This window comes from Streptomyces sp. NPDC054840 (assembly GCF_053611065.1).
The window spans coordinates 1-5,960 of record NZ_JBSGZP010000467.1; the positions used below are offsets into that span (position 1 = coordinate 1).

The window sequence follows — 5,960 nt, forward strand, 5'->3', positions numbered from 1 at the left end:
ATCTGGCGGAGGTCGACCGGGCCGGGGCCGACCGGATCGCACTGGCCCGCCGGGACGCGGCCGGCAAGAACGGACCGGGCGCCGGCGGCGCGCCGGCCCACGGCCCGGGGGCCGCGCTGACCCCGGCGCAGGCCACGCTGTCGTGGGCGACCGCCTTCGGGGCGGACGAGGAGAAGGCCGCGGCGGAGACGGAGAGCCGCCAGAAGCACCTCGACTCGGTCAAGCGGTACGCGCAGGAGCAGACGGCCCTGAAGGCCTTCACCGTGCGGAAGTCCCTGGAGCCGGCCTACACCCAGCTCGCGATGAACGGGGCATCCGGCCCGCTGGCGGACGAGCGGGTGCGCCGGGCGGTGGCCCGGGCCCTGGACCGCCAGGCGCTGGCCGAGGCCGTACTGAAGCCGCTCGGCCTGCCCGCGCAGCCGGTCGGCAGCCACCTGGCCCTGGCCGGGCAGCGGGCGTACGCCGACAACAGCGACGCTCTCGGCGGCCAGGACACCCAAGCGGCGCAGGCCCTGCTCGCGGACGCGGGCTGGCGCAAGGGCGGCAAGATCACCGAGCCGGCGGGCGCCAAGGCCGGCCCGGAGAGCGCGCAGCAGGACGACCCGAAGACCCCGTCGGGCCCCGGCACCGGTAACGACGGGCTCTACATCGTGGGCCAGGACGACGGCGCCAACGGCGACCCGCGGTCGGCGACCGAGGACCGCACGAGGACCGACGCGGCCCCGGAGGGCGCCCAGGACGGGCCGTCCCCGGTGCTCGCCCCCGCCCCCTTCGGCGCCCGGCAGCAGGCGTCCCTGCTCGCCCAGGCGGCCCAGGTCGCCCGGGCCGCCCGGGAGGACGCCACCGACGACGCCACCGACGACGCCGCCGACGACGCCACCGACGACGCCAAGGGCGTCCCGGCCCGCGACGGCGACGAGGCCGACCCCGCAAAGGCCTCCCCGGCCCCGGCACCCGCGAAGCAGCCCGCCCGCACCTCCGGCGGCATGCTCGCCAAGGACGGGAAGGCGCTCTCGCTGCGATTCGTCCTCCCGGCGGGTCCCGGCTCGGAGTCCCTGCGCACGGTCGGCGAGCGGATCGCAAGGATGCTCCGCAAGGTCGGCGTGAACACCGAGACGATCAAGGTGGCCGACGACAGCTTCTTCAAGGACCACATCGCCTCCGGGCAGTACGACCTTGCCCTGTACTCCTGGCCCGCGACGGCCTACCCCGCCACCGACGCCCGGCCCATCTTCGCCAAGCCGGAGCCGGCCGCCGACGGCTCGCTCCTCGTCGAACAGAACTACACCCGGGTCGGCACCGACCACATCGACCAGCTCTTCGACCAGGCGGTCGGCGAGCTGGACGAGGAGCAGTCCCGTGAGCTGATGCGCAAGGCGGACGCCCGGATCTGGGCCGCGGCCGGCTCCATCCCCCTCTTCCAGCGCCCCGAGCTGGTGGCGGTCAAGCCGGGCCTCGTCAACGTCGGCGCCTTCGGCCTCGGGGCTCCGCGCTACCAGGACATCGGCTGGAAGAAGGCACCCGCAGCGAAGGACTAGAAGAAGTAGCGGTGGAGAAGAAGTGGTGACAAAGCGGTGCCTGTCCGGTTGACCGCAGGGTCACAAGCTCAGATGTGACTCAAGTCCCTTGCCCGCCGGATCCCCCGGCGGGCAAGGTCGTGGATACCCGTTGACCCGCGTGAATACCGGCAGGAACGGCGGTCGGGGCACCCCACGCAACCCTCGGCCGCACTCATACATCCGGCCTCTTGACAGACCCCCCGGCAGGCGGTTCCCGCCATTCGACGTACCATGGGGTAAGGCCGTGGCAGGTTTTCGCCCGGCCGAGGCGCGCGTGCCGGACCGTACGCGACGCCATCCACGATCCCGGGAGAAGCGCCGAAGTGCCCACGCGCCACGACATCCGTAACGTCGCCATCGTCGCCCACGTCGACCATGGCAAGACGACCATCGTCGATGCCATGCTCAAGCAGGCCGGTGCCTTCGCCGCCCACCAGCACCTCGACGACCGCATGATGGACTCGAACGACCTGGAGCGTGAGAAGGGCATCACGATCCTCGCCAAGAACACGGCGGTGAAGTATCACCCCAAGGACGGCGGGGCCCCGATCACGATCAACATCATCGACACCCCCGGCCACGCCGACTTCGGTGGTGAGGTCGAGCGCGGTCTGTCGATGGTGGACGCCGTCGTTCTGCTGGTGGACGCCTCCGAGGGTCCGCTGCCCCAGACCCGCTTCGTCCTGCGCAAGGCCCTGCAGGCGAACATGCCGGTCATCCTCTGCATCAACAAGACGGACCGCCCGGACTCCCGGATCGACGAGGTCGTCAACGACACGTACGACCTCTTCCTGGACCTGGACGCCACCGAGGAGCAGATCGAGTTCCCGATCGTCTACGCCTGCGGCCGTGACGGCGTCGCCTCGCTGACCAAGCCCGAGGACGGCACCGTCCCCGCGGACAGCGACAGCCTGGAGCCGTTCTTCTCCACCATCCTGGAGCACGTCCCCGCCCCGGTGTACGACGAGGAGGCCCCCCTCCAGGCCCACGTCACCAACCTGGACGCCGACAACTTCCTCGGCCGTATCGCCCTGGTCCGTGTCGAGCAGGGCGAGCTGCGCAAGGGCCAGACCGTCACGTGGATCAAGCGCGACGGCACCATGTCGAACGTCCGCATCACCGAGCTGATGATGACCGAGGCGCTCACCCGCAAGCCGGCCGAGGTGGCCGGCCCGGGTGACATCTGCGCGGTCGCCGGTTTCCCCGACATCATGATCGGTGAGACCCTGGCCGACCCGGAGAACCCGATCGCGCTTCCGCTGATCTCGGTCGACGAGCCGGCGATCTCCATGACCATCGGTACGAACACCTCCCCGATGGTCGGCCGCGGCGGCAGCGGCAAGGGCGCGGACGCCAAGTCCGCGGTCAAGGACCGCAAGGTCACCGCCCGCCAGGTCAAGGACCGTCTGGACCGCGAGCTGGTCGGTAACGTCTCGCTCCGCGTCCTGGAGACCGAGCGCCCGGACGCCTGGGAGGTCCAGGGCCGTGGTGAGCTCGCGCTCGCCATCCTGGTCGAGCAGATGCGCCGTGAGGGCTTCGAGCTGACCATCGGCAAGCCCCAGGTGGTCACGCAGGAGATCGACGGCAAGGTGCACGAGCCGGTCGAGCGCATGACGGTCGACGTCCCCGAGGAGCACATGGGCGCGGTCACGCAGCTCATGGGCGTCCGCAAGGGCCGCATGGACAACATGTCGAACCACGGCTCCGGCTGGGTCCGCATGGAGTTCGTCGTCCCGTCGCGCGGCCTCATCGGCTTCCGCACGGAGTTCCTGACGAACACCCGCGGTACGGGTATCGCCCACTCGATCCACGAGGGCCACGAGCCGTGGTTCGGCCCGCTGGTGACCCGTAACAACGGTTCCCTGGTCGCCGACCGCGCCGGCTCCGTGACGCCGTTCGCGATGATCAACCTGCAGGAGCGCGGCGTCCTGTTCACCGAGCCCGGCACCGAGGTGTACGAGGGCATGATCGTCGGTGAGAACTCGCGCTCCGACGACATGGACGTGAACATCACCAAGGAGAAGAAGCTCACCAACATGCGTGCGGCTTCCGCGGACAACACGGAGAACGTGGTGCCCCCGCGCAGGCTCTCCCTGGAGCAGTCCCTGGAGTTCTGCCGCGACGACGAGTGCGTCGAGGTGACCCCGGAGGCCGTCCGTATCCGCAAGGTCGTCCTGGACCAGAAGGACCGCTCGCGCACCGCCTCGCGCGCCAAGTCGGGCAAGTAACAACAGTCGTACGGCCGTTCGCCCGAGTTTGCTCGGGCGGCGGCCACGGCGGTCACAGCGGCCGCAGGCCCTGGTAATGCGGCAGCCCCTCCCTTCACGGAGTCCGTGAAGGGAGGGGCTGTTCGCTTTTGTCAAGCGGATTTTTGCGTTCAGGTGTCCGCATACCGACCGTGACACTCCGGAAGATGAGCTAACCGTCCGTTTCGCACGTGTCTGTCTCCTATCCGTTTGTCCGGATTTCGGGTTTCTGACGCGGATCGATGTTGTGAAAACGAGACCACTTAAGTGTGGTTTACGGCCTGACCGTCCCTGAGGATGGCTCCATTGAGCTCGGGTCAATGGGTCACGCGCTGTGGGGAGCGCGCCGACTCACGAGCACACTATGGGCAGGAAAATTGCTCGCCGTCAGGGGTGTCGGCGAGGTTTTTTTGCCCCTCAAGTCGATCAGTGGACTCATGAGGAGGAAACCCATGCGCGGTGCCAAGAGCGCCAAGTGGGTCGTGGGCGCGGTTCTCGTCGCCCTGGCCGCTACCGCCTGTGGCGGCGGTGACGGTGACAGCAAGGACAAGGGCAGCGCCGACGGCGGTGTGTTCAGGCTCGGAAGCACGGAGCCGGACACCATCGACCCGGGGCGTGCCCACGAGTCCACGGGCGTCCTGCTTGCCAACGCCCTGTTCACCGGCCTGTACGGCAACACGCCGGACGGCCTTGCCGAGCCCGCGCTCGCCGAGTCGGCGACGTCGGACGACAGCTGCACGTCCTGGACCTTCAAGATCAAGCCCGACACCAAGTTCTCCAACGGCGAGGTCGTCGACGCCGAGGCGTTCGCCCGTGGTTGGGCCCGTGCCGCGCACAAGGCCGCCGCGTCCGACGTGGCGTACCACTTCGCCGGCATCAAGGGTTACGAGCAGCTGCAGGACGGCTCCGCCAAGACCTTCAGCGGTGTCACCACCCCGGACGCGTCCACCATCAAGGTGGACCTGTCCAAGGCGGACTGCGAGTTCGTCCTGAAGACGGCGCACAACGCCTACAGCCCGGTTCCGAAGGTCGCCAAGGTCGGCGAAGAGGACAAGGCGTTCGGCGAGGCCCCCATCGGTAACGGTCCGTTCAAGATGGACGGCACGTGGGAGCACAACAAGGCGATCAACCTCGTCCGTAACGACACCTACGGGCTGGAGAAGGCGTCCCTGGGCAAGGTCCAGGTCACCCTCCTCAACGACAAGACCGCGCAGCAGCTCGAGTACGACGGCTTCCAGGCCGGCACCTTCGACTACGCGCACATCCCGACGCCGATGCTGAAGACGGCCGAGGCGAAGTTCAAGCCGCAGAACAAGTGGTTCGCCAAGGACACCAGCGGCATGAACTTCGTTCTGCCGATCGGTGACAACGGTCCGACGAACAACAAGGACGCCCGTCTGGCGATCTCCTACGCGATCGACCGTCAGGCCATCGCCAAGGGTGTCTTCCAGGGCTTCCAGACCCCGTCGACCACCATCGTCCCGCCGGCGTTCCCGAAGGCGTACCAGAAGGACCTGTGCGTCTCCTGCGTCAAGCAGGACGTCGCCAAGGCCAAGGAGCACGCCGAGAAGGGCGGCCTGAAGCCGGGTACCGAGATCAAGTTCAGCTTCAACACCGGTGCGGGCCACGAAGAGTGGGTCCAGGCCATCGCGAAGCAGCTCGAGGACGTCCTCGGCGTCAAGGTCAAGCTGGACGGCAAGGACTTCCCGGGCATGCTCAAGGAGCAGCAGGGCGTCGGCGCCGCCGGCATCTACCGCTTCGCCTGGGGCGCGGACTACCCGACCCCGGAGAACTTCCTGTTCCCGCTGCTGCACTCGACCTCGATGAACAAGGACGCCGAGGGCAACGTGGTCGGTGACAACCGCGTCCGTTACAACAACCCCGAGTTCGACAAGCTGATCGACACGGCCCGCGCCACCAAGGACGAGGCCGCGCGACTGGCGATGTACAAGCAGGCCGAGAAGATGGCCATGGACGACATGGCCCTCATCCCGACCTTCAACCGTTCCCAGTTCCGCCTGATGGCGACGGACAAGTTCAACGGTCTGGACGACATCAACTTCAACGAGGACCCGATCCTCGAGAAGATCTCGCTCAAGAAGTAATCGGTTCGGACGGTATATCCGTCAGGAGCGAACGTGCCGCGGCCCCCGGG

The 5,960-nt window shown here is 68.3% G+C and carries 3 protein-coding genes; all 3 read left to right on the forward strand.

From position 1 onward, the window contains the following. Positions 1–1,538, forward strand: a 1,538-nt coding sequence (locus tag ACWGIU_RS27040) for an ABC transporter substrate-binding protein (protein WP_453709981.1), incomplete at its 5' end; no start/stop codon positions are given. Between the two features lie 344 nt (positions 1,539–1,882). Further along, entirely contained in the window at positions 1,883–3,787 is a 1,905-nt protein-coding gene (gene typA / locus ACWGIU_RS27045; protein WP_453709983.1) for a translational GTPase TypA, read from the forward strand. A gap of 470 nt (positions 3,788–4,257) precedes the next feature. Beyond that, positions 4,258–5,910, forward strand: a complete 1,653-nt coding sequence (locus ACWGIU_RS27050; protein ID WP_453709985.1) for a peptide ABC transporter substrate-binding protein — start codon at positions 4,258–4,260, stop codon at positions 5,908–5,910. The last annotated feature ends 50 nt before the right edge of the window (positions 5,911–5,960 follow it).